This is a genomic window from Curtobacterium pomorum, from assembly GCF_044497295.1.
In the GTDB taxonomy this organism is placed as follows: domain Bacteria; phylum Actinomycetota; class Actinomycetes; order Actinomycetales; family Microbacteriaceae; genus Curtobacterium.
Genome location: NZ_CP172409.1, coordinates 329,477 through 354,240, shown reverse-complemented (window position 1 = coordinate 354,240; position 24,764 = coordinate 329,477). Strand labels below are relative to the sequence as shown.

The 24,764-nt window shown below is 71.5% G+C and carries 25 protein-coding genes; 10 read left to right on the top strand and 15 right to left on the bottom strand.

All coding sequences use genetic code 11. The features are described from left to right. Positions 1 to 72: 72 nt before the first annotated feature. Positions 73 to 687 (bottom strand): DUF6226 family protein, encoded by a 615-nt coding sequence (locus ACGH48_RS01780; RefSeq protein ID WP_396291147.1) that lies wholly within the window; start codon positions 685 to 687, stop codon positions 73 to 75. 4 nt (positions 688 to 691) lie between these two features. Then, a complete protein-coding gene (locus tag ACGH48_RS01775) occupies positions 692 to 1,858 on the bottom strand; it encodes an RtcB family protein (RefSeq protein ID WP_396289972.1) in 1,167 nt (388 codons plus the stop codon). Positions 1,859 to 2,319: 461 nt separating this feature from the next. Between ACGH48_RS01775 and ACGH48_RS01770 the strand changes: the two genes are divergently transcribed. Together ACGH48_RS01770 and ACGH48_RS01765 are read left to right on the top strand one after the other, a co-directional pair. Then, positions 2,320 to 4,149, top strand: a complete 1,830-nt coding sequence (locus tag ACGH48_RS01770) for a glycoside hydrolase family 15 protein (RefSeq protein ID WP_123310720.1) — start codon at positions 2,320 to 2,322, stop codon at positions 4,147 to 4,149. Positions 4,150 to 4,162: 13 nt separating this feature from the next. Continuing rightward, positions 4,163 to 4,771, top strand: a complete 609-nt coding sequence (locus tag ACGH48_RS01765; RefSeq protein WP_396289971.1) for a DUF1992 domain-containing protein — start codon at positions 4,163 to 4,165, stop codon at positions 4,769 to 4,771. Positions 4,772 to 4,830: 59 nt separating this feature from the next. On the opposite strand, the gene ACGH48_RS01760 is transcribed toward ACGH48_RS01765, so the two are convergent. Continuing rightward, on the bottom strand, positions 4,831 to 5,511 hold the full coding sequence (locus ACGH48_RS01760) for a hypothetical protein (protein ID WP_123310723.1): 681 nt from the start codon (positions 5,509 to 5,511) through the stop codon (positions 4,831 to 4,833). 161 nt (positions 5,512 to 5,672) lie between these two features. Here ACGH48_RS01760 and ACGH48_RS01755 point away from each other — a divergent pair, with 161 nt between their 5' ends. From ACGH48_RS01755 to ACGH48_RS01735, 5 genes are all read left to right on the top strand, one after another. Further along, positions 5,673 to 8,069, top strand: a complete 2,397-nt coding sequence (locus ACGH48_RS01755) for a phosphoketolase (RefSeq protein ID WP_396289970.1) — start codon at positions 5,673 to 5,675, stop codon at positions 8,067 to 8,069. A 303-nt stretch (positions 8,070 to 8,372) separates the two neighbouring features. Next, the gene (locus tag ACGH48_RS01750) at positions 8,373 to 8,588 is read left to right on the top strand and encodes a hypothetical protein (protein WP_111085822.1); all 216 of its coding nucleotides are present in this window, start codon (positions 8,373 to 8,375) and stop codon (positions 8,586 to 8,588) included. Between the two features lie 33 nt (positions 8,589 to 8,621). Then, on the top strand, positions 8,622 to 9,305 hold the full coding sequence (locus ACGH48_RS01745) for a fumarylacetoacetate hydrolase family protein (RefSeq protein WP_396289969.1): 684 nt from the start codon (positions 8,622 to 8,624) through the stop codon (positions 9,303 to 9,305). Positions 9,306 to 9,464: 159 nt separating this feature from the next. Continuing rightward, complete coding sequence (locus tag ACGH48_RS01740) at positions 9,465 to 10,451, top strand: sugar phosphate isomerase/epimerase (RefSeq protein WP_123310727.1); 987 nt, start codon at positions 9,465 to 9,467, stop codon at positions 10,449 to 10,451. A gap of 11 nt (positions 10,452 to 10,462) precedes the next feature. Next, a complete protein-coding gene (locus ACGH48_RS01735; RefSeq protein ID WP_185021246.1) occupies positions 10,463 to 10,639 on the top strand; it encodes a hypothetical protein in 177 nt (58 codons plus the stop codon). A gap of 3 nt (positions 10,640 to 10,642) precedes the next feature. Here the strand turns inward: ACGH48_RS01735 and ACGH48_RS01730 are convergent, their stop codons facing one another. The 6 genes from ACGH48_RS01730 to ACGH48_RS01705 form a co-directional block, all read right to left on the bottom strand. Beyond that, positions 10,643 to 10,972 carry a hypothetical protein gene (locus ACGH48_RS01730; protein ID WP_396289968.1) on the bottom strand — a complete coding sequence of 110 codons (330 nt, stop codon included), beginning with the start codon at positions 10,970 to 10,972 and terminating at the stop codon, positions 10,643 to 10,645. Beyond that, positions 10,969 to 11,538, bottom strand: coding sequence for a hypothetical protein (locus ACGH48_RS01725; RefSeq protein ID WP_148061695.1), 570 nt, complete (start codon positions 11,536 to 11,538; stop codon positions 10,969 to 10,971). Before ACGH48_RS01725 ends, ACGH48_RS01730 begins: the two co-directional genes overlap by 4 nt. Then, positions 11,535 to 12,065 (bottom strand): sigma-70 family RNA polymerase sigma factor, encoded by a 531-nt coding sequence (locus ACGH48_RS01720; protein ID WP_340195976.1) that lies wholly within the window; start codon positions 12,063 to 12,065, stop codon positions 11,535 to 11,537. Before ACGH48_RS01720 ends, ACGH48_RS01725 begins: the two co-directional genes overlap by 4 nt. 267 nt (positions 12,066 to 12,332) lie before the next feature. Beyond that, positions 12,333 to 12,488: a hypothetical protein gene (locus tag ACGH48_RS01715; RefSeq protein WP_396289967.1), complete on the bottom strand. Its 156-nt coding sequence runs from the start codon at positions 12,486 to 12,488 to the stop codon at positions 12,333 to 12,335. Between the two features lie 209 nt (positions 12,489 to 12,697). Beyond that, positions 12,698 to 15,214 carry an ATP-dependent DNA ligase gene (locus tag ACGH48_RS01710; RefSeq protein ID WP_396289966.1) on the bottom strand — a complete coding sequence of 839 codons (2,517 nt, stop codon included), beginning with the start codon at positions 15,212 to 15,214 and terminating at the stop codon, positions 12,698 to 12,700. Beyond that, positions 15,211 to 16,101 (bottom strand): SDR family oxidoreductase, encoded by an 891-nt coding sequence (locus ACGH48_RS01705; protein ID WP_396289965.1) that lies wholly within the window; start codon positions 16,099 to 16,101, stop codon positions 15,211 to 15,213. The genes ACGH48_RS01710 and ACGH48_RS01705 overlap by 4 nt, the downstream gene beginning before the upstream one ends. Positions 16,102 to 16,207: 106 nt before the next feature. Between ACGH48_RS01705 and ACGH48_RS01700 the strand changes: the two genes are divergently transcribed. Both ACGH48_RS01700 and ACGH48_RS01695 read left to right on the top strand, forming a co-directional pair. Next, the gene (locus ACGH48_RS01700) at positions 16,208 to 17,215 is read left to right on the top strand and encodes a Ku protein (RefSeq protein ID WP_396289964.1); all 1,008 of its coding nucleotides are present in this window, start codon (positions 16,208 to 16,210) and stop codon (positions 17,213 to 17,215) included. A 46-nt stretch (positions 17,216 to 17,261) separates the two neighbouring features. Then, a complete protein-coding gene (locus ACGH48_RS01695; protein WP_340195979.1) occupies positions 17,262 to 17,882 on the top strand; it encodes an antibiotic biosynthesis monooxygenase in 621 nt (206 codons plus the stop codon). On the opposite strand, the gene ACGH48_RS01690 is transcribed toward ACGH48_RS01695, so the two are convergent. Genes ACGH48_RS01690 through ACGH48_RS01665 form a run of 6 tightly spaced genes read right to left on the bottom strand, consistent with a single transcriptional unit; the run spans position 17,879 to position 23,514 of the window. Then, the gene (locus ACGH48_RS01690) at positions 17,879 to 18,487 is read right to left on the bottom strand and encodes a TetR/AcrR family transcriptional regulator (protein ID WP_396289963.1); all 609 of its coding nucleotides are present in this window, start codon (positions 18,485 to 18,487) and stop codon (positions 17,879 to 17,881) included. The genes ACGH48_RS01695 and ACGH48_RS01690 overlap by 4 nt on opposite strands. Then, complete coding sequence (locus ACGH48_RS01685; protein ID WP_396289962.1) at positions 18,484 to 19,194, bottom strand: DUF998 domain-containing protein; 711 nt, start codon at positions 19,192 to 19,194, stop codon at positions 18,484 to 18,486. The genes ACGH48_RS01690 and ACGH48_RS01685 overlap by 4 nt, the downstream gene beginning before the upstream one ends. A 19-nt stretch (positions 19,195 to 19,213) precedes the next feature. After that, positions 19,214 to 20,158 carry a Ppx/GppA family phosphatase gene (locus ACGH48_RS01680; protein ID WP_396289961.1) on the bottom strand — a complete coding sequence of 315 codons (945 nt, stop codon included), beginning with the start codon at positions 20,156 to 20,158 and terminating at the stop codon, positions 19,214 to 19,216. 28 nt (positions 20,159 to 20,186) lie between these two features. Next, complete coding sequence (locus ACGH48_RS01675) at positions 20,187 to 21,068, bottom strand: ribokinase (protein ID WP_396289960.1); 882 nt, start codon at positions 21,066 to 21,068, stop codon at positions 20,187 to 20,189. After that, complete coding sequence (locus ACGH48_RS01670; RefSeq protein WP_123310749.1) at positions 21,065 to 22,495, bottom strand: MFS transporter; 1,431 nt, start codon at positions 22,493 to 22,495, stop codon at positions 21,065 to 21,067. Before ACGH48_RS01670 ends, ACGH48_RS01675 begins: the two co-directional genes overlap by 4 nt. 5 nt (positions 22,496 to 22,500) lie before the next feature. Beyond that, entirely contained in the window at positions 22,501 to 23,514 is a 1,014-nt protein-coding gene (locus ACGH48_RS01665) for a nucleoside hydrolase (protein WP_396289959.1), read from the bottom strand. Positions 23,515 to 23,676: 162 nt separating this feature from the next. Between ACGH48_RS01665 and ACGH48_RS01660 the strand changes: the two genes are divergently transcribed. After that, the gene (locus ACGH48_RS01660) at positions 23,677 to 24,675 is read left to right on the top strand and encodes a LacI family DNA-binding transcriptional regulator (RefSeq protein WP_396289958.1); all 999 of its coding nucleotides are present in this window, start codon (positions 23,677 to 23,679) and stop codon (positions 24,673 to 24,675) included. Positions 24,676 to 24,764: the final 89 nt, after the last annotated feature.

Sequence of the window (24,764 nt, the reverse complement as noted above, 5' to 3'; positions counted from 1 at the left end):
GACCCGCCGCCGGACGGGAGGCGCGGGGCGGGCCGCACCCGCGCCTCCCGTCGTCTCACCCCGTACGCGTCGTCAGCGATGCCACCAGGCCGCGCCGACCAGGGTGCGCCGACCCCGACGTCGCTCGCCGCGACGCGCTCCGGCGATCACTGCCTCCGTGTCGCCGGTGTCGCCCGACGCACTCCAACCGTCTGCCGTCGCGATGATCGTCGAGCGCTTCGAGTCGATGAGGACGAACCCGCCACCGAGGATCCCGACGAACATCTCGTCGACCGCCTCGAGCAGACTCTCGGAGCCGTCGTCGCAGGCATCGCACCCGCAATCCGGCTGTGATCCGACCACGACGGCTGGATCCCCGACGAGCAGGTCGACGACCGTGCCCGGCACCCCGTCCATCGACCGCACGTCGACGTCGAGCACCAGCGCGCCGTCGACGACCGGGACGAGCCGGAGGGCACCTTCGGGCCCCTCGGCCCGGCGGGCCAGTCCGAGGCCGGTGAGCGCCTCGACCCAGGCCTGGACGCGTGCACCGACCACGAGGTACCGCTCGGGGTCCGTGACGCGGGAGTACTCCTCGTCCAGCGGAGCGCGGTCCGGATGAGGGGCCGGCCACGAGACGCCACGCTCGGGCCGGGCCGCCCACGCGGACTCGACGGCACGAAGGACGTCGGACAGGGTCGCGACCATCACGTCAGTCCCCCTTCACGTTGACGACCTGCCGCAGCGTGTGCCGGATCGACACGAGCTCCGACGCGTCCGCCATGACCTGGTCGATCGGCTTGTACGCGCCGGGGATCTCGTCGAGGAACGCGTCGGTGTCGCGGTACTCGATGCCGACCATCGCCTCGCGCAGCTGCTCGTGGGTGAAGGTCCGCCGGGCCGCGCTCCGCGAGAACAGCCGACCCGCACCGTGCGGGGACGACTCGAGCGAGGGCTTGTTGCCGAGCCCCTCGACCACGTACGACGCGGTGCCCATCGACCCGGGGATCAGGCCGGGCTGACCGGCCTTCGCCTGGATCGCACCCTTCCGCGACACCCACACGGACTTGCCCCAGTGGGTCTCACGCTGCGTGAAGTTGTGGTGGCAGTTGATCCGCTCCTGCTCGTCGACCGGGGTGCCGACGGCCTCGGACAGCTGCCGGACGACGCGGTCCATCATCTCCTCGCGGTTGAGCAGGGCGAAGTGCTGGGCCCACCGCAGCTCGGCGATGTACCGGTCGAACTCCGGCGTGCCCTCGACCAGGTACGCCAGGTCGGGGTCGGCCAACTGGATCCACCACCGCTCCATCAGCCGCTTGGCGACCGTGATGTGGCGCTGCGCGATCTTGTTGCCGACTCCCCGCGACCCGGAGTGCAGGAAGAGCCAGACCCGGTCCTCCTCGTCGAGGGAGACCTCGATGAAGTGGTTCCCGGAGCCGAGCGTGCCGAGCTGGTTCCGCCAGCCACCGTGCACCTGCGTGGGGTCGAACCCGGCGGTCTCGGCCATGGCCTCGAGCTCGGCGATCCGCGGCGCGGCGGTCGCGACGATCTTCCGGTTCGACGCACCGGCCGACAGCGGGATCGCGCGCTCGATCTGCTCGCGCAGGCCCTGCAGGTCGGCGGGCAGGTCGGCGGCGGTGAACTGCGTGCGGACCGCGATCATGCCGCAGCCGATGTCCACGCCGACGGCTGCCGGCATGACCGCGCCGAGGGTCGGGATGACCGACCCGACGGTGGCCCCGAGGCCCAGGTGGGCGTCGGGCATGAGGGCCAGGTGCGGGAACACGAACGGCATGCGCGCGGTCGTGCGGGCCTGCTGCTCGGTGTTGTCCTCGAGCATCGAGGCCCAGCTGAGCAATCGGTCGTTGATCTTCTCCATGGTGTCGTCTCGCTTTCGTGACGGTCGAGGTGACGGTCCGAGACGGTCGAACGCCGCGCCTCCTGGTCGTCGCCGGACGTGGCGGACGGACGGGAGGAAGCGGTGATGACGAACGCCCCGGGCCGGGTGGGCACGGGGCGTCGTGGGACGTCGCGTGCCTACGCGGGATAGCGGAGGGACCGCTGCTGCTCGGGCAGCACGGCGGCCGCGGCGAGCTGGAGCTCGACGCGTTCCTCGTTGTGCTGCACGGCGCGCATGCGCGGTCCTTCCGGTGTGCCCGGGGCGGGCGGTCCTGCCGACGGCGTTGGTGCCGCGGGCGTTCCTGCCGATGGGCAGGAGAGCGACAGTAGTGCGACACGCCCGGGATGCGCAACTCACCCGGGCGTGTCGCGACTCGTGCACAGCCACAGCGGGGTACGTCCGCCTGATGGTCGCGCCTCGGGCGCGGGCAGGCTGGGTGCATGACGGAGCGCACCGAAGACACCCTCGACGCGGTCGACACCCACGCACGCACCGACGGGTACGCCCCGCTCCGCACCTACGGAGCGATCGGGGACGGCCGGACCGTCGCGCTCATCGCCCGCGACGGGCAGATCGACTGGCTGCCCATCCCCTCGATGGACTCACCGCCCGTGTTCGCGAGCATCCTCGACGCCGAGCACGGCGGCCACGTGGCGCTCCGCCCGGTGGACCGGTCGGCCGAGGTCTCCCGCGAGTACCTGCCGGGGACCAACGTCCTCGTCACCACGTGGACGACCTCGTCCGGGCAGGCCACCGTGACGGACGCTATGGTCACCGGCGTCGCCGGACGCCTGCCGTGGGCCGAGGTCGCGCGCTGTGTCCAGGGGGTCAGCGGCTCCGTGGAGTTCGAGTGGGCGGTGGTGCCCGGCACCCTGCTGGGCACCGCCGAGCCGAAGCGCCTCGACACCGCGAACGGCGCCGTCATCGGCATCGACGGCATCACGATCGCCATCGTCGAGCAGGGGTTCCACCCGGCGCACGACGACGGCCCGCGCTTCTCCGGCCGGTTCACCGCTGACGAGGGCTCGAAGCACATCCTGACCATCGTCGGCACGCACGACGAGCCGATCTTCATGCCGCGGCCGGAGAGCGCGCTCGCCGCGATGGACCGGACGATCGCCAACTGGGCGACCTGGTCCGAGGAGTTCTCCTACGACGGCCCCTGGGCCGAAGCGGTGCAGCGGAGCGCCCTCGCCCTGAAGCTGCTCATCTTCTCGCCGACCGGCGCGATCGCGGCGGCACCGACCACGAGCCTGCCCGAAGACCAGACGGGCGGCAAGAACTGGGACTACCGCTTCGCCTGGGTGCGCGACCTGTCGTACACCGTGCACGCCCTGACCCGGTTCGGCCTGCGCGAGGAGACCCACGCGGCGGTGTCGTGGGTGATGCGCACCATCGCCGAGCACGACGAGGACATGCCGATCTTCTACGAACTCGACGGCACGAAGAGCGACGACGTCGAGGAGCGCGACGTCCCCGGGTGGAACGGCATCGGTCCGGTCACGGTGGGCAACCGGGCCGGCGACCAGCTGCAGCTCGGGGTCTGGGGCGACGTCTTCGAGATCCTGCGCCAGTACGTGGCCGCCGGCAACGTCCTCGACCGGAAGACCGCCGCGGTCCTGCAGCAGCTCGCCGACGACGCCTGTCACCGGTGGGAGGAACCGGACTCCGGCATGTGGGAGCTCGAGGACACCCAGCACTACGTCACGAGCAAGATCGGCTGCTGGCAGGCACTCGACGCCGCCGTGGAACTCCACGACGCCGGCATGATCGACGGCCCCCGCGACAAGTGGATCGAGAACCGCGAACTCATCGAGCAGTGGGTCGCCGAGCACGGGTGGGACGAGGAACGCGGCCACTACGTGATGTACCCGGGCTCGGACGCGCTCGACACGTCGATCCTGCTGCACGCGATGAGCGCCTTCGACCGCGGCCCGCGCATGGCCTCGACCATCCGGGCGATCGAGGAGCACCTGCAGCGTGGTCCGCTGGTGTACCGCTACTCCGGCATCGAGGACGAGGAATCGCCGTTCGTCGCGTGTTCGTTCTGGCTCGCGGCCGCGATGGCCTGCACTGGCCGGATCGACGACGCGCGGACGCTGATGGACGACATGGTCGGCCAGGCGAACGACGTCGGGCTGTTCAGCGAGATGATCAGCGAGAACGGAGCGTTCATGGGGAACATCCCGCAGGGACTGTCCCACCTGGCGCTCATCCAGGCAGCGCTGACGATCGAGGAGCTGACTGGCGAGGACGACCACTCGGCGTGATCACGGAGGGGTCATGAACGACGTCGATGCGCGGATGGACCGGCTCAGGAGGGCCGCCCGGTACCGCTACCAGCAGCTGGTCGACAGCGAGATCGAGCGGGGGTCGCTCGATCCGGACGAGGTGCGCGAGGAACGCCGGCTGCTGAAGGCCGCCGACGTCGCAGCGCATGCGCGGGCACAGATCGAGGAGGCCGAGCGCCGAGGCGTCTTCGAGGGCAACCCGTACCACGGCAAGCCGCTGCCCGGGAACGACGGGCAGCACGACCCGGACTGGTGGATCCGCTCCAAGATCGAACGCGAGGACATCCGCGGCATCGCACCGCCCGCACTCGCGCTCCGCACCGAGGACGCGGAGCTCGACGATGCCCTCGACGCGCTGTCCACGGAGGCCGACGTGCGCGATGTCCTCGTGGACTTCAACGCCCGGGTGAAGGAAGCCCGACGCCAACTGCTCGGTGGGCCGCCGGTCGTGACGCCGCTGCGGGACGTCGACGACGAGGTGACCGCGTGGCGGGAGCGACGGGAGGCCCGTCTCGCCGCGGCCGCAGCGGCTGCGGCTGCGGCTGCACTGGTGGCCGGGTCTCACGACCGACCTCGCCGGTGGTGGCGCCGCCGTCGCTGAGCGTGACGAAGGGCCGTCCCGGTTGTCCGGGGCGGCCCTTCGCGTGGTGGTGCGGGGTGTTACTTGATCTGTGCGGTGATGGTGGCGGTGCCGACGAGGAGGCCGCGCTTGACGGCGTCGGTGCCGAAGGTCTTGTTCAGCAGGCCGGCGGCGTCTTCGGAGACGTGGACGGTGGTGCCGGTCAGGATGGCGTTGTCGCCCTCGAGCTGGAGGGGCTTGAGCGAACCGCCCCAGAGCTCGAACAGGTACGCGTTGGACGCGGCGACCTTGCCGTTGACCAGGACGTCACCGTAGAGCTTGGACGAGCCCGGGTTCACGACGAAGTTCTCGAGCGTGACGGTGGTGTCGCCGGCCTTCAACGTGAGGCCGGAGTCGTCGTGGTTGAGCATGCCCTGCACGTAGGGGCGGTAGTTGCCGTCCGGCGACCAGTACGTGACGGATCCGGCGGTGATCGGGAACGACACGGACCCGTCGGCGAGGGTCGCATCTCCCGAGACGCCGGGGGTGAGCTTCAGGGCGGTGAGGGCGTCGGTGAAGCCGGAGTCGAGCTTCACGGCGGTGGAGCCGCCGAGGACCTCGGGGACCGATGCGACCGGTGCGGGGATCTTCGACTCCGACGACGACACGGTGTGGATCGAGGGGGTGGCGGCCTGGGCGGAGGAGATGCCGAACGCGGCACCGCCGAGGACGAGGGCGCCGGTCGTGGCGAGGGTGATGGAGGTCTTCAGGCTCTTGCGCATGGTGATCGATTCCTTTGCTGTGTGGAAGCTGCGTGCCGGCCATGTCTGACCGGAGAGCGCCCTGGGCTTTTGCCCTGTGCAACTCATTCGGCGCACCCTCGCGATCGGTTTGGAACGTCTTTCCTGAGGTTTCCGGGGCCGGGGTTTCGTAGCGTGGGGACATGGCCCCTGCGCACATCTCCACGACCGACCGACTCCGGGCGGTCGACGCCTGGTGGCGAGCCGCCAACTACCTGACGGTCGGGCAGATCTACCTGCTGGACAACCCGCTGCTCGAACGGCCGATCGAGCCCGGCGACATCAAGCCCCGGCTCCTCGGACACTGGGGCACCTCCCCCGCCCTCAACCTCGTGTACGCACACTGCAACGCCCTGATCGCGGAGACCGGGCGCGAGTTCCTGTACATCTGCGGCCCGGGACACGGCGGGCCGGCGATGAACGCGAACGCGTGGCTCGACGGCACCTGGGGCGAGCTGTACGCCGACGACGACCTGCAGCGCTTCTTCCGGCAGTTCTCGTTCCCCGGCGGGATCCCCTCGCACGCGGCACCGGAGACGCCCGGGTCGATCAACGAGGGCGGCGAGCTCGGCTACTCCCTCGCGCACGCGTACGGGGCCGCCCTCGACAACCCCGACCTGGTGGTCGCGTGCGTCGTCGGTGACGGTGAGGCGGAGACCGGACCGCTCGCGGGGTCGTGGCAGGCGCACACCTTCCTCGACCCGGTGTCGGATGGTGCCGTGCTGCCGATCCTCAACCTCAACGGGTGGAAGATCGCGAACCCGACCGTCCTCGCCCGCATCCCCGGCGAGGACCTGACCGCGTACTTCCGCGGCCTCGGCTACGACCCGATCGTGGTCGACTCGCGGCGGGTCGACGACGACCCCTACGCCGTGCACGCCCTGTTCGACGGTGCGCTCCACCGGGCACTCGCCGCCATCGACGACATCCAGGCAGCAGCTCGAGCCCAGGCAGCACGCGCGGCGGCGGGACAGCCCGCGGGTGCCGCCGACCTGCGCCCGCGCTGGCCGATGATCATCCTCCGCACCCCGAAGGGGTGGACCGGGCCGAAGGAGGTCGACGGTCAGCAGGTGGAGGGGACGTTCCGCGCACACCAGGTGCCGCTGTCGAACGTCCGCGAGGACGACGGCCACCGGGCCCAGCTCGAGGAGTGGATGCGGTCCTACCGGCCCGAGGAGCTCTTCGACGAGGACGGGAACCCCCTCGGGATCATGACGACGATCCGTCCCACCGGCGACGAGCGGATGAGCGCGACGCCCCACGCCAACGGCGGGCGCATCCGGACGGCCCTCGACCGTCCCGCGCTCGACGGGTACGGGGTACCGGCCGGTTCGACCGCCTCGGCCACCGGCACGCTCGGACCGTGGCTCGCAGCGCTGATCACGCAGAACGCGTCGACGTTCCGGCTCTTCGGCCCCGACGAGACGATCTCGAACAAGCTCGACGCGGTCTTCGACGTCACCTCGCGGGTGTGGCGGGCGCAGCGCGCGGTCGGCGACGAACACCTCGGGGCTCGCGGACGCGTGACCGAGGTCCTGTCCGAGCACCTGTTGGAAGGCATGCTCGAGGGCTACGTCCTCTCCGGCCGGCACGGGCTCCTGAACACCTACGAGGCGTTCGCCCACATCATCGACTCGATGGTCGGGCAGTACGCCAAGTGGCTCGAGTCCGCGACCGACATCGACTGGCGTGCACCCGTGTCGAACCTGTCGATCCTGCTGTCGTCGCACGTCTGGCGGCAGGACCACAACGGGTTCTCCCACCAGGACCCCGGGTTCCTCGACGTCGTCGCGTCGAAGCAGCAGGACCTGGTCCGGATCAAGCTGCCGGCCGACGCCAACACCCTGCTCGCCGTCGCGGCGCACGCCTTCGAGACGACCGACCGCATCGAGGTGATCGTCGCCGGGAAGCACCCCGAGCCCGTCTTCCTGTCGCTCGAGGACGCCGTCGCCCACGTGGACGCGGGCCTCGGGGTCTGGGACTGGGCCGGCACCGAGCAGGAAGTCGGCCGCGTCGACGTGGTCCTCGCCTGCGCCGGCGACGTCCCCACCGTCGAGGCCGTCGCCGCCGCGGACATCATCCGGAAGCACGCGCCCGAGGTCGGCGTCCGGGTCGTCAACGTCGTCGACCTGCTCGCGCTCGGCGACCCGCGGAAGCACGAGCACCCGATCCCCGACGAGCGGTACGACGAGCTCTTCCTGCCCGGGACCCCGACGGTGTTCGCGTTCCACGGGTACCCGTCGCTCGTGCACCAGCTGACCTACCGCCGCAACGGCCACGACGATCTGCACGTGCACGGGTTCCTGGAGCGGGGCACGACGACGTCGCCGTTCGACATGCTCATGCGGAACGAGATGGACCGCTTCGCGCTGGCGCACGACGCCCTGACGCGGGTGGACGCCGACGCGCACGCCGATCTGCTCGCGACGCTGTCCGCAGCGCGGGACGCAGCGCGCACCTACGCGTACGACAAGGGCGAGGACCACGAGTCCGTCGACGGGTGGGAGTTCTCGGGGTGGCCGCAGGGCCCGTCCGCCTGATCGTTCCTGCACAGGCCGGGAGGCCCGGATCACCGTCCACAGGACCGGTCACGCCCGCCGCGTGGCCGGTCCTGTGGCGTCAGGCTGGTCTGCATGGATGTCGCGTTGACGAGTGCGGTCGTTTCGGTGGTCGGAGCCCTCGTGGCCGTCGGCGCGTTGGTCGTGTCGGTCGTCGACGGGCGCGCTGGGCGGCGAAATACCGAGTTCTTGGGGCACCGGGATCTCTGGTGGCAGCGTTGGTCGTGGGTCGCCGACCGCGCGACCTCGGACGATGCGAGGCAGCGAGGAACGAAGGGACGGACGATGATCTCGACGCTCACCGATGAGGCCTTCAAGCGCTTGCTCGACAACCGAGAGCTGACGACGCCACGGCTGCTTGCGAGCCCCCACTACGCGCCGCTCATGCGCGCGGAAGGCGCTGAAGAGGAACTCGCGCAACTGCGGATCGAGTGGCGCGAACGGCAGGAGCGCGCCCGTGCGCGGAAGCTCAAGTACGAGGCGTCCTTCGGTGAGAGCTGAACCGATGCCCTGCGAGCCTGCCACGCTGGGACCGTGACCGACCTCGTCATCCCGGCCCCGAGCCTCCCGACCGTCCCCACGACCACGGGCGCACGCTTCCCCGTCCGACGCGTCTTCTGCGTCGGCCGGAACTACGCGGCGCACGCACGCGAGATGGGACACGACCCGGACCGCGAGCCGCCGTTCTTCTTCACCAAACCGGCGGATGCCGTCGTCGTCGACGACGCGGACACCCCGTACCCGCCGCAGACGGCGCAGCTCGAGCACGAGGTCGAACTGGTCGTCGCGATCGGCACCGGCGGCGCGGACATCGGCGTCGACGACGCGCTCGCCCACGTCTGGGGGTACGCGGTCGGCATCGACCTCACCCGACGCGACCTCCAGGCCGAGGCCAAACGCCTCGGTCGTCCGTGGGACACGGCGAAGGGGTTCGACGCCTCGGCACCGATCGGCACGATCGCCCCGGCGCAGGGCATCGACCCCAGCGCGGGCAGCATCGAGCTCGTCGTCGACGGCGAACGCCGACAGGTCGGTGACCTGGCCGACCAGATCTGGTCCGTCGCGGAGACCATCGCGGCGCTGTCCCGGTCCGTGGCGCTCGCTCCCGGAGACCTGCTCATGACGGGGACGCCCGAGGGGGTCGGTGTCCTGGAGCCCGGGCAGCAGGTCGTCGGCACCATCGCCGGCGTCGGCACGGTCCGCACCCGCATCGTCTGACCGGCGTTTCCGTGGTGTGACGGGCCGCTGGGAGGGCTCGCAGGCGCGACGGGTATCCCTGGTGCGACGCCAGGTGGGGATCGCGGCGTCGCACACACGGGGCAGGACCATCGCGACGGGCGTCTGCAGCTGCTCCGGGATGACGGAGGTACGGCCGTGATGGAACACGATCTGCTGGCGACGTCGTGGACGTGGGCGGGCGACGAGACCATCCGTGAGCGCGTCCACGCGGTCGGTGCCGCAGGGTTCGCGGGACTCTCGTTGTCCCTCGACGACCTGCACGAGGTGCGCGCGACGACGGGCTTCGCCGAACTCCGCCGCGTGCTCGACGGCGCGGGCATCGTCTGGGTCCAGCTGGGGCCGCTCGACCGCTGGTGGACGTGCACGAGCCGGACGGACGACGACGACGCCGACCGCGGGGTGGTCCTCGAGGCGGCGGCGGCGCTCCGTGCCTGGCAGGTGATCGCTCGGGCCGACACGTCGTTGCCCGGAGCCTCGCCCATCACGATGGCCGACGACTGGACGGTGCTCGCCGACCAGGCCGCCACCGTCGGTGCGCAACTCGTCCTCGAACCCGAGCCGTGGTCGAACCTGCCGACGATCGAACGGGCTGCACGCTTCGTCGCAGCGGCCGGCCACCCGAACGGTGGGCTGCTGCTCGACGCGATGCACGCCCTGCGCGGTGGATCCACGTTGGCGTCGATCCGGCAGGGTGTCGCGCCCACGACGCTCGCGGCGGTCGAACTGAGCGACGGGCTCCTGCACACCCCGTCCGGCATGACCCTGTCCGAGGAGGCCCGCGAGGCGCGGTACCTGCCCGGAGCGGGCGCGTGGGACCTGCCGGGGCTCGTGCGGACGGTGCGGGAGCTCGGCTTCGACGAGCCGTGGGGCGTCGAGGTCCGGACGCCCGGCCACCGGGCGATGCCCATCGGGGACGCACTCCGGACGGCCGCGGCGGCGACCCGCGCCGTGCTCGACGCGGCCGACGCGTACGGCGCACCGGCCGCGCCCGCGATGCCCTCGTCGCCGGCGCCGACCTCGGCGGTCGACTTCGAGCCGCCGCACCCCGGCACGCGCGGCGTGACCCAGCCGGGATCGCGCCGCCCGGCCGGACGCCGTGACGCCGACACAGGCACGCCCGCGTAGCCTGCTGGAGCATGAGCGACCAGACAGCACACGACGACGATCTCCTCCGCCGCTCGCAGGAGTCCATCGACGAAGCCAAGGCCGCTGCGGCCGAGGTGTCCGAACCCGGCGAGGACGAGCTCGTCGACGAGGACCTGCCCGTCGCGGACGATGCCGAGCCGACGGACGGACCGGCACCGGCTCCCTGACGTTCAGTCGATCTCGACGACGCGGACCGTGACGTCGGAGGGCGCTGCACCGAGGGAGTGGTGCGCGGCCGCCACGACGGCGTCCCGCACCGACCGGAGGACCGCGATCGTCGGCACGGCCCGGTCGGTCGTGACGACCACACGGACACGTGCTCCGTCGGGCCGGTCCTGGACGAGCACGGCCCCTCCGTCCCGCGGGATCTCGAGCACGGAGCGGACGTCGCGGACGAGCGTGGCGAGCCCGGGTCCGGGCGGCAGCACCGATCGGACTCCGGACACCGCGAGGACGACCGCGGTGAGATCACGGGAGACGGCGCGGACGTCGGCGGTCACGGTGTCCCTCCGACCACGACGTCGGCGACGCGGACGACCACGCTGCGGATCCTGAACGGTGCGTGCGCACCGAGCACCGCGGTGACGTGCGCGCGGAGCGCCTCGGCACGGTCCGACACCGATGCCTCGAGCGTGGCCACGACGGTGATGTCGACGTCCACGGCACCGCCGGGGACCCCGACGTCGCCGCTGAAGCGGGTCCGACGGACGACGACGCCGGGGACGTCGTCGCCGAGGGTGCGGACGAGCCCGCGCAGTGCGCCCTCGGTGACGACCAGGTGCGCGGCGGGATCGTCGTCGGGGACCGGGATGTCCCGTCCGGCGTGGGCGGTCGTCCGGATGGACGCGAGCACCGAGCTGATCCAGCGCTCGTCGCCGTCAGCCGACGCCTCGGTGTCGAGCAGGTCCCGTGATGCCCGTCGCAGCACCTGCAGCCGCTCGAGGGCGGCGACGGCGTCGGGATCACCCTCGATGTCGGCCCGGACCGGGGTCCGGTCGGCGTCGAGGTAGTCGGAGAGTTCGTCCAGCGTGAAGGCACCGTGACGGTCGTCGACGTCGTCGCTCATCGCCACCCCTCCATCTGTTCGATCACGCGTCGCCGCGCACGGGCGAGCAACCCGCGGACGGTCGGTGCGGACAGCCCGGTCGCCTCGGCGATCTCGGCGTAGGGCGCCCCACCCACCTCGCGCATCACCCAGACGGCGCGCTGTGCATCCGGGAGTGCCTGCACGATACGCGCGAGTTCCCGCACCTGCATCCGGGCGGCGACCACCTCGTCGACGGGCCGTTCGTCCGGCGCGTCGACCATCGCTTCGAGGTCCGCGTGCGGGTGCCGACGGCGGAGCCGGTCGAGCGCCTTGTTCGCTGCGATGCGGAACAGCCAGTTGCGCACCCGCTCCGGGTCCTCGACCCGGTCGATGCGCTGCCAGGCCTGCAGGGCGGCTTCCTGGACGGCGTCGTCGGCCTCCCCGTCGCCGTACCCGAGGATCCGCGCCGCGTAGGCCCGCATGTGGGGTCCGTACCGGCGGATCAACACCCCGAACGCGGCCGTGTCGCCGTCGGCGCTGCGCTCGACGAGCGACGCGTCGGACAACGCCGCGAGGGCTTCGTCGCTGGACAGGAGCAGCTCCTCTGCGCGATCTCGGGTTCTCGTGTGACGAATCGGGCGTTCGTCACGTCCTTAGTACGTGCCTACCAGGTGCGCCTCCGCGCGTCTGGTGCCAGCGCGCCGTGGCCGGCCATCCCTGAAGGGTCGGTCACGGTGCCTCGACGGCGGCCCGTGCGCTCCCTGATCCGGTGCACGGGTCGCCTTCCCCCGCCCCCGGTGTCCACTCGCCGACGCGCCTACTCGTCTACTCGCCTACTCGTCGGTCTCGTCGGCGAGGAAGTCCGCGTAGGTCACCTCGGTGTCGGTCACCACGGTCCCCGGATCGACCGGGCTCCGTGCGGCACGATCCCCGTTGATCGCGACGCGCTCCTCGGCCGTGAACGGCGGCAGGTAGTTGCTCGAGCTCATCCCCAGGCCCTTTCGTCCCGGCGAACGTAACAGTCGGCGGCGGATCAGCGGTCGACCGGGTCGAAACGTCCCCCGCCGGGGCAACGGACGGGGGACGGAATTTCGCCACGGGCGGACCCCATGCGCACGCATCAGCGCGGGAGCCAGCCAGCGCGTGCGCGGCGGGGCGGCGCGGCGCGGCGCGGCGCGCGGGCGGGCGGGCGGGCGGCTCAGCGCTCGCGCACCACGTCCTCGGGGTCCTTGTCCGGCCGCCAGCCCCGCCAGGACGGCTGCCGCAGGCGTCCGTCGCCGGTCCACTCGGCGAACTCGACCTCGCCCACCCGCTTCGGGGTGACCCACTGCGCGTCCCGTGCGTCGACCCGTGGGACGTCGACGAACGGCGAGGTCTTCCGATCGAGCGGGCGCAACGCTGCGGCGATCTCGTCGAGGTCGCGATCGCGGAACCCCGTGCCGACCTTGCCGATGTACTCGAGTCCGTCCGGCCCGGGTACGCCCAGCAGCAGCGAGCCGACCCCGCCCGCACGACGACCGCTGCCCGGCTTCCACCCACCGACCACCACTTCCTGCGTGGCGTGGTGCTTCAGCTTCAGCCACGCCTCGGACCGCCTGCCCTCGGCGTACTTCGAGCTGCGCTTCTTCGCGACGACGCCCTCGAGGCCCTGCTCCCGCGACGACGCCATCACGCCGTCCAGGTCGCCCTGCGAGGCCGGCGGCACGTCGATCACCCCGCCGGGCTCCACGACGGTCTCGAGTGCCTGCCGACGAGCGTCGTACGCCAGGCGGGTGAGTTCGTGCCCGTCGGCCTCGAGCACGTCGAAGAGCAGGAACCGCACGGGGGTCGCCTGCTGCGCTGCCCGCACCTCGCGCGCCTTCGTCAGGCCCATCCGGTTCTGCAGGAGCTGGAAGCTCGGGCGGCCCCGGTCGTCGAACGCGACGATCTCACCGTCGAAGACCCCGTCGACCCCGGCACGGTCGCCGAGTTCCTGGAGTTCCGGATACTGCTCCGTCAGGTCGTTGTCGTTCCGGCTGCGAAGCGTGACCGAGCCGTCCCGGACGGTGGCGAGTGCACGGACGCCGTCCCACTTCATCTCGAACGCCCAGTCGGCTGGGTCCAGCCGGGGCGCGTCCTTCGCCAGTGTGGCCTGCATGGTCCGTCGGTCCGCCGGCGCGGTGTCCGCACGGCTGGCTCCGGTGATGCGCCGCTGCCCGTCGCGGTGTGCGGCGGTCGACCGGGAGGCGCGCCCCGCGTCTGCCGCGCCACCGCCGTCCGCCAGACGGTCGGGTTGCTCCTTCGTGCGGTGGATGAGCCAGTTCTTCTCGTCCCCGGCGCCACCCCGCCCGCGGGTGTGCAGGAGCGCCAGTCGGCGAGCGCCGCCGGTCCGGCCGTGCAGGGTGACGATGACCTCTTCGCCCTCGCGCCACTTCTCCAGCTCGTACGTGCCGTCGTCCCAGAGCGTCACCGTGCCGCCGCCGTACTCGTCCTTCGGGATCGTGCCCTCGAACTCGCCGTACTCGAGCGGGTGGTCCTCGGTCTGCACCGCCAGGTGGTTCTTGCCCGGGTCGGTCGGTTCGCCCTTCGGCAGGGCCCAGCTCACGAGCACGCCGTCGTGCTCGAGCCGGAAGTCGTAGTGGTCGCGGGTGGCGTGGTGTTCCTGGATCACGAAGGTCGGGGTGCCGTCCTTCCGGACCGTGGGCGCCCCCTTGGGCACCGGCTCCGGCGTCTTCGAGGCATCACGCTTCGCGCGGTAGGCGGCGAGCCGGTCGCGGGCCGGCTGCTCGGCCTCGTTCGCACGTTCGGTCCGGTCGCCATCCCAGTGCCCGTGGTCGTCGCGTCCGACGGCCAACGAGGCGGACGCGACCGGGTGCAGGTGGTCCCCACGGGCCTCCAGGCGCTCCAACACCTCGTCCAGCGTCAGCTGGGCGAGGCCGCGCTCCTCGAGCTCCTTCCAGGTGCGGGGAGCGGCGACCGTCGGGTGCTCGCGCCCGCGCAACGAGTAGGGCGCGATCGTCGTCTTGTTGCCGTTGTTCTGCGACCAGTCGACGAAGACCTTGCCCGTCCGCTCGGCCCGGCTCATCGACGACAGCACCAGGTCGGGCAGGTCGTGCTCGAGTGCCTTCGCCAGCTCGTGCGCGACGTCGGAGACGTTCGCCGTGGTCGACCGACCGTCGAGGGCGGCGTACAGGTGGATGCCCTTCGAACCGGAGGTCACCGGGTACGGGTCGAGGCCCATGCCGTGCAGGATCTCGCGCGCCGCGACGGCCACCTCGACGCACTCGGGCAGGCCGACTCCCTCGCCGGGGTCCAGGTCGAGCACGAGACGGTCCGGGTTCTGCTGCCCGCCACGGGGACCGAACCGCCACTGCGGCACGTGCAGCTCGAGTGCGGCCTGCTGCGCCATCCACACGAGGGTCGGCAGGTCGTCGACGATCGGGTACTCGTTGTCGTGCTCGGAGTGGTGGATGGTGTGGTGACGGACCCAGTCCGGGGCGGAGTCCGGCAGGTTCTTCTCGAAGAAGACCTTGCCGTCGACGCCGTTCGCCCACCGCTTCCGGGTGACCGGGCGGTCCTTGACGTGCGGGATCATCCACGGCGCCACGCGCTCGTAGTACTCGATCACCCGCCCCTTGGTCGTGCCGGTCTCCGGGTAGAGGACCTTGTCGGTGTTGGTGAGCGCCAGTCGCCGGTCGCCGACCAGGACGACGGTCTTGCGGGACGCCGGACTCACAGCGCCACCCCGGTCGCTCCCGCCACCGTCAGGGTCGTGCCCGAGGTGTACGACGACTCCGGACCCGCCAGGTACACGTAGGCGCTGCCGAGCTCGACGGGCTGCGCCGGCCGCCCGAACGGAGTGTCCTGGCCGTAGCGCGCGATCTCGTCGCCGGGGTAGCTGATCGGCTGCAGTGGCGTCCACACCGGCCCGGGCACCACCGTGTTCGCCCGGATGCCCTTGGCCGCGAGCTGCCGCGCGAGGCCGTTCGTGTACGTGATGATCGCGGCCTTCGTCGCCGCGTAGTCGATCATGCGGTCCTGCGGCTGGTAGGCGGACACCGAGCTCGTCGTCACGATGGCACTGCCCGGTGCCATGTGCGGCACGGCGGCCCGCACCAGCCAGAACAGCGAGTACAGGTTGACCTTCATCGTGCGGTCGAAGTCCTCGGTCGACTGCTCGGTGACGTCCTCGTGCACCAGCTGGTGGCCGGCGACCAGCACCAGGGCGTCCAGTCCCCCGAGGTCGCGCACCGCGGTCCGGACGAGCTCGTCGCAGAAGCCCTCGTCCGTCAGGTCGCCGGGCAGCATCACGGCGTTGCGGCCGAGGTCGGCGATGACGTCACGGACCTCGGTCAGGTCGTCGATCTCCTCGGGCAGGGCGTTCAGTGCGACGTCGGCCCCTTCCTTCGCCATCGCGATCGCCGCCGCTCGGCCGATGCCGGAGTCGGCACCCGTGACGAGCACGCGGTACCCGCGCATCCGCCCCGTGCCGAGGTACGAGACCTCGCCGTGGTCGGGCGGCGGGTCCATGGCACTCGCCAGCCCGGACCCCTGCTGCGTCTGCGCGGGGAAGGGCGGGCGCGGGAACTGCTCACGCGGGTCCTGCTTGTCGAGCTGGCTCATGCGCCCATCGTGCTCGCGTCGGCCGGTCGACGGTCCAGCGAACCCGGATCTGTGGAGATCCCGTCGGCTGCGGGCGCTCCAGTGCGGACACGGGCATCATGTGCGCATGAGGTCGATCTGGAAGGGCTCCATCGCGTTCGGGCTCGTCAACGTGCCCATCAAGGTCTACGCGGCCACCGAGACGCACGACGTGTCCCTGCACCAGGTCCACGACGAGGACAAGGGCCGCATCCGCTACAAGCGCGTCTGCGAGTTCGGGCACGAGGTCGAGTACGCCGACATCCAGCGCGCCTACGACGACGGCGACAAGACCGTGGTGCTCACCGCGGACGACTTCAAGCAGCTCCCCGAGGAGCAGTCGCACGAGGTCGAGGTGCTCGAGTTCGTGCCCGTCGACCAGGTCGACCCGATGATGTTCGAGAAGACGTACTACCTGGAGCCCGACTCGCGCTCGCCGAAGGCCTACGTGCTGCTGCGCGAGACCCTGGCGAAGACCGACCGGCTCGCGATCGTGCAGTTCACGCTGCGTCAGAAGACCCGGCTCGGTGTACTCCGTGTGCACGACGACGTCATCCTGCTGCAGGGACTGCTGTGGGGTGACGAGGTCCGTGCCGCCGACTTCACGGCGCTGGACTCGTCGGTGAAGGTCAGCGCGAACGAGCTGAAGATGTCGTCGTCGCTGGTCGAGAGCATGTCGACGGACTTCGACCCGGACCGGTACACCGACTCCTACCAAGAGGAACTGCAGCAGCTCATCGACGCCAAGCTCGACGCCGGTGACGACATCGACACCGAGAAGACGTTCGGCGCGAAGGAGGACGAGGACGACGAGGGCGAGGGCGGTGACGTCCTCGACCTGATGGCCGCCCTGCGTGCGTCCGTGGACAAGAAGCGGACAGGAGGCTCGGGGTCGCGTTCGGCGTCGAGCTCGCGTTCGTCGTCGGGTTCCGACTCCAGCACGTCCGGCTCGACGAAGAAGGCACCGGCTGCGAAGGCGCCGGCGAAGAAGACCGCGCCCGCGAAGGCCACCGAGAAGAAGGCGCCGGCAAAGAAAGCACCCGCGAAGAAGCCCGCGGCCAAGAAGGCGCCCGCCGAGAAGAAGCAGGCGAGCTAGCAGCACGCGACACGAGCCGGTAACACGCGTCCGCGAGACTGGACGCATGACTCCACAAGAGCCAGGGAGCCTGCAGTCGTCACCCGAGACCGCCGGCCCGCCCGTCACCGTGTCCATCACCCGCCTGGTCGAACCCGACCGCATCCCCGAGGTCACCCACTGGGTGCAGTCCGGGGTGAACCTCGCCAACCGCTACCCGGGCTTCCTCGGCTCCGGGTGGGTCCGGTCGAGGGCGCAGTCCCGCGAGTGGCACATGCTCTACCGCTTCGCCGACCACGACTCCCTGGCCACGTGGGAGAACTCCGACGACCGGCTCCGCTGGCTCGACCTCGGGCGCGACCTGGTCGTGGAGTCCCGCGTCGAGAAACGCACCGGCATCGAGGGCTGGTTCGACGTCCCGCAGGATGCCCCGGCCTCGAGCGCGCCCCCGCGGTGGAAGCAGGCGGTGAGCATCTGGCTCGGCTTCTTCCCGGTGAACCTCGTCTTCACGATCCTGGTCGGGCTGCTCGTGCCGTCGTTCGCGGGACTCGCAGCGCTGCCGCGGGTGCTCATCACGACACTCGTGCTCACGCCGATCATGACCTTCTGGGTGCTGCCGTTCGTGACGAAGCTGATCCGTCCGTGGCTGCTCGCGCCGCCGCGGTCCGAGCGGGCGACACGGACCTAGCCGACCATCCCGGGCACGTCGCCGCCGTACCCGAGCGCATCCCACGCCACCCGCAGCACGTACGGCCGGGCCTCGGTCGCCGAGGCGTCGTCCTCGTAGGTCAGCGCGAGCATCATGATCGCGCCGAAGGCACCGGACACCCGGGCTCGTCGGTCGAGCGACGCGGCCGCGCGGTCGCCGAGGTCCAGGCCGAAGAGTTCGAGCAGGATCGCGGCCACCGGGACCAGCCGCTCACCGACGTCGTCACCGCGTCGCAGCGTGAACGCGGCGAGGGCGAGCTCCGCCCACCCCGGCCGGGCCAGTGCGAGGTCGGTGATCCCGGCCAGCGCCGCGGCGTCGCGGTCCGGACCGAGCGGCATCTGCCGGACCGCCTCGCGCACCGTGTCGGTCTGCGCGGTGCACTGCGCGAGCGCGGCCTCGACGAGCTGCTCCTTGCTCGTGAACCGGGCGAGGATGCCCGCCTTCGAGTAGCCGGCCTGGTCGGCGACGGCCTGCACGGCGGTGTCCTTGACGCCGCGGCGGGCGACGAGACCGGCGGTGATGTCGAGGACGTCGGCGGTGATCTCCTCGGCGGAGGGCCGAGCACGGCGCGCGGGGCGGATCACGCGCGCACCGCCGAGGCGCGTGCCGCCCGCCGGCGTCGGGTCCCCGCGACCAGCAGGGTGATCCCGGTGACGAGCTCCCACGCGACGATCGTGTACACGGCAGCACGTTCCCACACGCCGTCGGGAAACACGTCGACCACCGTCGAGGACGAGTCCACCACCAGCATCACGAGAGAGACGAGACCGACGATCCCGAGCGCGACGCTCGCGATCCGGTAGGCCGCCGGAGCCCGCAGTGCACGCGACCCGATGCCGACGGTGATCGCGACGAGGTTGCCCGTCGTGATCGCTGCCGCGGCACCGAGGACGTGGAACACGATCGTGCCGCCGTCGGTGCTCGTCTGGCTGCCGTGGAACGACCCGACCAGGACCATCCCGATCAGGTGGACGACGGCGAGGACCGCTGTCGTCACGCGCGCTCGGCGTGACGCGGCACGGAACACCACGACGGCGAGCACCGCGGCGACGCCGAACAGGATGCCCTGCCCGATGAACGTCGTGTTCATGAGCACGTGCAGCGGCGAGTCGATCGTCCGGCCCTGGAACGCGCCGACGTCGGGGACGCCGAGGTCGGAGATGTAGTTCGTCGCGTAGCTGTAGCCGGGGAACGCCGATGCGGAGACGGCTTCGCCGACGAGCCAGCCGACGCCCGCGACCATCCAGAGGGCACCGGGGACGAGCGCGCGGGGAGTGTCCGAATTGGTCATGCTCTGACCATAACGGTCACTACTGGGAGTTGCCCAACACCGACAGCTGGTCGAGCCGCTCGAGGATCACGCCCTCGCGGAGCGCCCACGGGCAGACCTCCAGTGCCGCCAGGTCGAAGATGTCGAGGCAGGCCTCGGCGACGAGCGCTCCCGGCACCACCTGGTGCGCCCGGCTCGCCGACACCCCTGGGAGCTCCGCCAGCTCGGCGACCGACATGGTCAGCAACGCCGGCAGCTTGGACCGGAGCACGTCTCCGTCAAGTACCCGCGGCACGAGCGGACCGGCGGCCGACGGCGCCGCTCCGCAGATCCGGGCGATCGACCGGAAGGTCTTCGAGGTCGCGACGGCGCGGTCCGGACGCCCGGCGCGGAGCAGCTTGCCGGCGTCGCGGGCGATCTCCACGCGGATCTCGTGGCGGATGCGACGGACGTCGTCCTCGGTCGGGGTGCCCGCCGCGAAGTACGAGCGGGCGAGCCGGGCCGCACCGATCGGCATCGACCACGCGACGTCCGGCGCTTCGTCGGCTCCCCCGGCGATCTCGAGCGAGCCGCCGCCGATGTCGAACACCGCGAGCCGTCCGGCGGACCACCCGAACCACCGCCGGACGGCGAGGAACGTCAGCCGCGCTTCGTCCCCACCGGACAGGACGGCGAGCTCCACACCGGTCGAGGACTCGACGTGGGCGAGGACCGCGTCGGAGTTCACCGCGTCGCGGACGGCCGAGGTCGCGAAGGCGAGCATGTCCTCGCAGCCGCGTTCCTCGGCGACCCGGACGGCGTCCGCCACGAACCGCGTCAGGGCGTCGACGCCCTGCGGCGTCACCGCGCCGGCCTCGTCCAGGTGCTCGGCCAGCCGCAGCGGTTGCTTGAACGAGGACGCCGGCAGCGGCGCGGCGCCACCGTGGGCGTCCACGACGAGCAGGTGGCCGGTGTTGGACCCGATGTCGAGGACTCCCACGCGCATGGCACAACGCTAGCGGCCGGGCCGGCGATCAACGGCCGGGAGGCCCGTCCTCCGCCCGCAGGAACGCGTCGAGTTCCGCCGTGGTCGGGTACGAGGCCTGCGCGCCCGCCTTGGTCGCGGCGTACGCCCCGACCCCCACCGCGAACCGTGCGGCGTCGACGAGGGAGTCCCCCGCCGCGAGCCGCAGGGCCACCGACCCCATGAAGGCGTCACCGCAGCCCGTGGTGTCCACCGGGTCGACCCGGACGGCGTCGATCGAGACCGGTTCGTCGTCGCCGTCGTGCACGACGCACCCCGAGCCGCCGCGGGTGACGATGGAGCGCGCGACGCCGTGCTCGCCGAGTTCGGCGGCCTCGTGCTCGTTGACGAGCAGGACGTCGGTCAGCTCGAGCAGTTCGGCGGGGACGGCGCCGAAGGGCGACAGGTTCGTGAGCACCGTGACGCCGGCGGCGTGCGCTGCCCGGGCTGCCGCGAGGACGACGTCGATCGACACCTCGAGGCAGAGGCCGAGCACGCCGGCGTCGTCGAAGGCGTCGGTGGGCACGTCGTCCGGCGACAGCGTGCCGTTCGCGCCGGCGGAGATCACGATGGTGTTCTCGCCGGCGCCGTCGACCGTGATGACGGCGGTGCCGGTGGCCACGCCCTCCCGGACGGCGACGTGCGTGGTGTCCGCACCCGCAGCCGCGACGGAGTCGCGGAGCAGTGCACCGTTCCCGTCGTCGCCGACCGCACCGATCATGCGGACCGTGCCCCCGAGCCTCCCGGCAGCCACCGCCTGGTTGGCGGACTTGCCACCGGGCAGGATCGCCAGGTCGGACCCGTGCAGGGTCTCACCGGGCTTCGGGAACCGCTCGGTCCGGACCACCAGGTCCGCGTTGAGCGATCCGACGATCACGATGGTCTGGGTCACCGGACGGTCTCCTTCTGCGGTGCGACGGACGTGGTCTCGGCGCTCTCCGGGCGGGGGATGAGGAACGAGATCGCGAGCGCGGCGGTCGTGATCACGGCACCGAGCAGCATGCCACCGGAGTACCCGGCGGTGCCCGCGGACCCGCCGACCCCGAGCGCGATCTGCAGCGCCGGCAGCACGGCGAAGCTGACCCCGGCGCCGAGGTTGAACGCACCGGCGTTCAGGCCGGGCAGGAAACCGGGGTTCGACTCCGGCGAGAGCACGATGCCGAGGCCGTTGAGGATGATGTTCGCGATGCCGGCGTACGTGATGCCGATCAGGACGGTCGCGGTCACCAGGACCGGCAGCGAGTGCACGCCCACGAGCGCCATCAGGACCGTCGAGACGATGCTGCCGACCAGACCGACGCGGAGCACGGCCCGGTAGCCGATGGTCGGTGCGAGGCGTCCCGCGAACGGACCGACGATCCAGCCGACCAGCGCGTACGGGGTGAGGAACACGAGCGAGGCGAGGTCGGCCTCCATGCCGAAGCCGGCGTCGCCGTTCTGCGCGAGCGACGTGACGAGACCGTTGACGACCGCGAAGACGCCGGTCATGGTCAGGAACGTCGTCGCCAGCAGCGCCCACGTGGCACGACGCTTCAGGAAGCGGGTCTCGACGAGCGGCTCCCGCACCCGGGACTCGACCGCCCAGAAGACCGCGAAGGCGGCGAGTGCGACGACGACGCCACCGATCACGAGTGCCGGGTTCGCGGCACCGAGCTTGCCTGCCTCGTTGAACGCGGTGAGCAGCGCGCCGACGCTCACCACCAGGGGGACGACACCGATCCAGTCCATCCGGGTGCCTGCGGACGGCTTCGACTCGACACCCCACACGGCGACGAGTGCCAGCGCGATGACGGTGACGACGGCGATGACCCAGAAGATCCCTCGGAACCCGAAGTTCGTGGCGATCCAGCCGCCGGCGAGCGCGTCGACACCGGCGATGCCGCCGTTCACGGCGGTGAGCAGGCCGAGCGCGGCGCCGTAGCGCTTCGGGTCGGCGATCTCGTTGCGCAGGACGAGCAGGCAGATCGGGACGACCGGGCCGGTGACGCCCTGGATGATCCTGCCGGCGAACAGCATCGGCACGTTCACCGCGAGCGCGGCGACGATGCTGCCGACGAGCATCACGGCGAGCATGCCGATCAGGACGCGCTTGCGGCCGACGATGTCGGACAGGCGCGGCAGGAACAGCGAGAACAGCGCCGCGAGCGTGAAGTACAGGGTCTGCGACAACCCGATGGTGGCGTCGTCGGTCTTGAGCTCGCGCGCCATGGTGACCAGCGCGGGGCTGAGCATGCTCGCGTTGAGCTGGAACGCGATGCACGCGGCGAGGAGCGCTGCGGTCAGGGCGCCGATCGACTTCTTCGTCGATGTGGTGGTCATGGTTCTCAGATCTCCGTGGTCGTGGCGGTGGTCGTGGCGGGGCGAGGGGTCCAACCGGTGTCGGGGGTCTCGCCGATGCGTTCGAGGGCGTCGACGACCAGGTCCCAGAAGCGGCCGTGGTCGAGCTCCATCGCGGCGCTGGTGCGGCAGTCCTCCGGTGCGGGCGCACGGAAGTCGGCGACGGTCATGCCGAGCGTCAGGGTGCCCTGGGTCTCGATGTGGATCGGGACCTTCACGGCGCGGACGATGGTCGGGTCGATGACGTACGCGACGGCGCAGGGGTCGTGGACCGGCGGGGCGTCGAAGCCCTGCGCGTCCTTGTAGGTCTGACCGAAGAAGTCGAGCAGCTCGCCGACGAACGCGGCGGGGGCGGTGCCGACGGCGGCGATGCGCGCGGCGACCTCCGGGGTGGCGAGGGCCTGGTGGGTCAGGTCGAGGCCGACCATCACGACGTCCCAGCCGGCCTCGAAGACGATCGACGCGGCCTCGGGGTCGATGACGATGTTGAACTCGGCGACGGGGCTCCAGTTCCCGACGTGCACGCCGCCGCCCATGAGCACGACCTGCTTGACGCGCTCGACGATGCGGGGTTCCTTGCGGGCGGCGAGGGCGATGTTCGTCAGGCCGCCGGTCGGCACCAGCGTGACCGTGCCGGGCTCGTGCGCCATCACGGTGTCGATGATCAGGTCGACGGCGTGGCGCTCGTCGAGGTCGAACGACGGCTCGGGGAGCATCGGGCCGTCGAGCCCGCTCTCGCCGTGGATGTCAGGCGCGACCTCGATCTGGCGGAGGAGCGGACGGTCGGCGCCCGCGGCGAACGGCACCCCGGTGATGCCGGCGATGCGCGCGACGGCGAGGGCGTTGCGGGTGACCTTCGGCAGGGTCTGGTTGCCGACGACGGTGGTGACGGCCAGGAGCTCGATGTCCGGGTTGCCGTGGGCCAGCAGGATGGCGACGGCGTCGTCGTGACCGGGGTCGCAGTCGAGGATGATCTTCGCTGGCTGGGTCGCACTGGGCACGCTGGGCGCTCCACTTCTTCGGGGAATCGAGGTCGGTGCTCGACGTGGTGGGGATCCACGAGCCGGCAGAACGCTGGCGACGCGGCGCGTCAAGCGTTTGACATCGAAACACGTCAAACGCTTGACGTCAAGTTCGAGGACCGCGCTCGCTAGCATCGACGGGTGCCCTCCCCCGCCGTTCCGAGCCGTCGTGTGACCGCCGCCATGGTGGCCGAGCGCGCCGGGACGAGCATCGCCACGGTCTCCCTCGTCGTGAACGGCAAGGACCGCGGCCGGGTGTCCACCCCCATCGCGACGCGGGTGCGCGACGCCGTCGACGAACTCGGCTACGTGGTCGACCACGCCGCGAGCTCCCTGGCGCGCGGCAGCGGCGACCTGCTCGTCCTCATCGCCCCGGACCTGTCGAACCCGTTCTTCGCCGAGGTCATCCGCGGCGTGCGCGACACAATCGGCGACCGGTTCCAGCTCGTGCTGTCGGTCACCGAACGCGGCGCCCAGCCCCTGGCGGCCGACGTCCGGCGCTTCGAACGCCTCCGGCCCGCGGGCATCCTCGTCGACGCCCCGGCAGCGGGCGAGTCGATGTCGGCGAGCGTGCCCGTGGTCCTCCTCGATGCCCCCGGTGGCACCGAGGCCGTCAACTACGACCTCTCCCCCGGCGTCCACGACCTCGTCGCGCACCTGCACGCACAGGGGCACCGGCGCGTCGGGTACCTGGACGGGACCTCCCGTGCGACGACGTTCGGCGTCCGCCGCGAGCTCTTCGAACAGGAGTGCGCCGCAGCCGGCATCGCCGTGTCCGAGGTCACCGCACGCGCCGACCTGACGGTGGACGCCGCAGCCTCGGCCACCGAGCACGTCATCGAGGCCTGGCAGGACGACGACGTCACCGCGGTCGTCGCCGCTGCCGACACCCTGGCGTACGGGGTGCTGCGCGTCGCCGGAGCGCTCGGCATCGCGGTCCCCGGAGAGCTCGCGGTCGCTGGCTTCGACGACCTGCCGTCGTCGTCGGTCACGGCCCCCGCGCTCACGAGCGTCGCACTGCCCGGCGCCGACCTCGGGCGCTCGGCCGCGGAACGCCTGCTCGCGACCCTCGACGGCACCGCGGCGGAGCCGGCAGCGCTCCCCACCCGCCTGGTCCGCCGCGCGAGCACCGGCGCGTAGCACCCGGCGCCCGCTGCTCGGCCTTGTCCGCGGAAGCGACACTCCTCGCGGAGCCCGTCCGTTCACCCCCGCAAGAGCGACAGTGTGCC

Bases quoted from the DNA above. Each gene is read 5' to 3' on its own strand.
- ACGH48_RS01780 (WP_396291147.1), bottom strand. From the start codon at position 687: ATGGTCGCGACCCTGTCCGACGTCCTTCGTGCCGTCGAGTCCGCGTGG.
- ACGH48_RS01775 (WP_396289972.1), bottom strand. From the start codon at position 1,858: ATGGAGAAGATCAACGACCGATTGCTCAGCTGGGCCTCGATGCTCGAG.
- ACGH48_RS01770 (WP_123310720.1), top strand. From the start codon at position 2,320: ATGACGGAGCGCACCGAAGACACCCTCGACGCGGTCGACACCCACGCA.
- ACGH48_RS01765 (WP_396289971.1), top strand. From the start codon at position 4,163: ATGAACGACGTCGATGCGCGGATGGACCGGCTCAGGAGGGCCGCCCGG.
- ACGH48_RS01760 (WP_123310723.1), bottom strand. From the start codon at position 5,511: ATGCGCAAGAGCCTGAAGACCTCCATCACCCTCGCCACGACCGGCGCC.
- ACGH48_RS01755 (WP_396289970.1), top strand. From the start codon at position 5,673: ATGGCCCCTGCGCACATCTCCACGACCGACCGACTCCGGGCGGTCGAC.
- ACGH48_RS01750 (WP_111085822.1), top strand. From the start codon at position 8,373: ATGATCTCGACGCTCACCGATGAGGCCTTCAAGCGCTTGCTCGACAAC.
- ACGH48_RS01740 (WP_123310727.1), top strand. From the start codon at position 9,465: ATGGAACACGATCTGCTGGCGACGTCGTGGACGTGGGCGGGCGACGAG.
- ACGH48_RS01735 (WP_185021246.1), top strand. From the start codon at position 10,463: ATGAGCGACCAGACAGCACACGACGACGATCTCCTCCGCCGCTCGCAG.
- ACGH48_RS01725 (WP_148061695.1), bottom strand. From the start codon at position 11,538: ATGAGCGACGACGTCGACGACCGTCACGGTGCCTTCACGCTGGACGAA.
- ACGH48_RS01715 (WP_396289967.1), bottom strand. From the start codon at position 12,488: ATGAGCTCGAGCAACTACCTGCCGCCGTTCACGGCCGAGGAGCGCGTC.
- ACGH48_RS01705 (WP_396289965.1), bottom strand. From the start codon at position 16,101: ATGAGCCAGCTCGACAAGCAGGACCCGCGTGAGCAGTTCCCGCGCCCG.
- ACGH48_RS01700 (WP_396289964.1), top strand. From the start codon at position 16,208: ATGAGGTCGATCTGGAAGGGCTCCATCGCGTTCGGGCTCGTCAACGTG.
- ACGH48_RS01695 (WP_340195979.1), top strand. From the start codon at position 17,262: ATGACTCCACAAGAGCCAGGGAGCCTGCAGTCGTCACCCGAGACCGCC.
- ACGH48_RS01685 (WP_396289962.1), bottom strand. From the start codon at position 19,194: ATGACCAATTCGGACACTCCCCGCGCGCTCGTCCCCGGTGCCCTCTGG.
- ACGH48_RS01680 (WP_396289961.1), bottom strand. From the start codon at position 20,158: ATGCGCGTGGGAGTCCTCGACATCGGGTCCAACACCGGCCACCTGCTC.
- ACGH48_RS01670 (WP_123310749.1), bottom strand. From the start codon at position 22,495: ATGACCACCACATCGACGAAGAAGTCGATCGGCGCCCTGACCGCAGCG.